Annotated in this window: 2 protein-coding genes; both read left to right on the top strand. The window is 36.4% G+C overall.

Going from position 1 to position 1,436, the window contains the following annotated elements; translation table 11 throughout:
• Positions 1–65: 65 nt before the first annotated feature.
• On the top strand, positions 66–383 hold the full coding sequence (locus tag EDD69_RS15150) for a transposase (RefSeq protein ID WP_221198350.1): 318 nt from the start codon (positions 66–68) through the stop codon (positions 381–383).
• A complete protein-coding gene (locus EDD69_RS15145) occupies positions 380–1,261 on the top strand; it encodes an IS3 family transposase (RefSeq protein WP_165871817.1) in 882 nt (293 codons plus the stop codon). The genes EDD69_RS15150 and EDD69_RS15145 overlap by 4 nt, the downstream gene beginning before the upstream one ends.
• Positions 1,262–1,436: the final 175 nt, after the last annotated feature.

The following is a 1,436-nucleotide window of genomic DNA, read 5'->3' as shown; positions in this document are numbered from 1 at the left end:
TGATATTATCCCTCTTGTGTAGACAGTGTAGAAAAAGGACACACTGCTATACAGGAGGGATTTTTTTGGATAAATCAAATGCAAAATACAAAAGCTATAGTTTTGAATTTAAATTACGTACAGTCATGATGTATTTGAATGAACAATTAGGCTATCGAAAAGTGGCCAAGAGAATGGGAATAAAAGATCCTAAAAGGGTACGTATTTGGGTAAAGAACTATCAACAGTATGGAGAAGAAGGATTAAAAGAACGTAGAGGAAAAACCATTTCCTCTAAACGGGGACGGCCTAGAAAGAAACCACTAACCGTAGAAGAAGAAAATCGAAAACTCAAAGCAGAAAATGAATTCTTAAAAAAGTTTATTGCTTTGAAAAGGAGGTGAAAACCAGAGACAAAACCGTCTTCTATTCCATCATCCATGATCTTAGTTGTTCTTATCCTATTTCTTTGTTATGTAAGATAGCATGTGTTTCAAGAAGCGGTTATTATAAGTGGCTGAAACGAAGAAATGTAACCACAGTGAGAGATTTAAGAAATCAGGACATCATGAATTTGATCGTGGAAGCCTATGAAGTATCCAATGGAACCTATGGTTATCCAAGAGTAAAGGCATACATTTTGCGGGAGTACGGGTGGAGAATCAATCACAAATGTATTTATCGTTTCATGAAGCAGATGAATCTTCAGGCGAAAATTCGTAGAAAAAAGCAAGTGTATAGAAAAGGTTCGGAAAGAATTACGGTACCGAACGTATTAAATAGACAATTTACAGCGAGTAAACCAAATGAGAAATGGGTAACAGATATTACCTATCTCCTTTTAAACAACCAGCGTCTATACTTATCCGTTATATACGATCTCTTTAACAGAGAAATTATTTCGTATCGAATCAGTAAAAGAAATGATGTTCAGCTAGTTCTTGATACCTTAGACGAAGCAATAAAAAAACGAGATGTGAATGGAACCATTTTACACAGTGACCAAGGGTTCCAGTACACATCCCATGAGTACCACGCAGCTCTTCAGCAACATGGTATCATTCCAAGTATGTCCAGAAAAGCAAACTGTTTAGACAATGCTTGTATAGAAAACTTTTTTAGCCATCTAAAAACAGAATGTATATATCTTGGGGAATTTCACTCCATGGATGACCTAGAAGCAGCTGTTCATAAATATATCGAGTTTTATAATAATAGGCGCATTCAAAAGAAACTCACATATCTTAGCCCTGTACAATACAGAAAGAAGGTATGTGCATAACACAAGGAATCACGGATGACTAGAATAGCTCCTCCATCAGCTTGTCTACCAATTAGTTGATGGGCTGTCAGTGTCAAGTGATTTCCTTGACACTGACAAAGCCCAATCAACTATGATTGATGAAGCTGATGAGAGGGTCTTTTTAAACACTGTCTACTTGACAGGGATATGTCCA

This window comes from Thermolongibacillus altinsuensis, from assembly GCF_004341205.1.
Classification (GTDB): Bacteria; Bacillota; Bacilli; order Bacillales; family Anoxybacillaceae; genus Thermolongibacillus; species Thermolongibacillus altinsuensis.
This window is presented reverse-complemented; position numbering and strand designations above follow the sequence as displayed.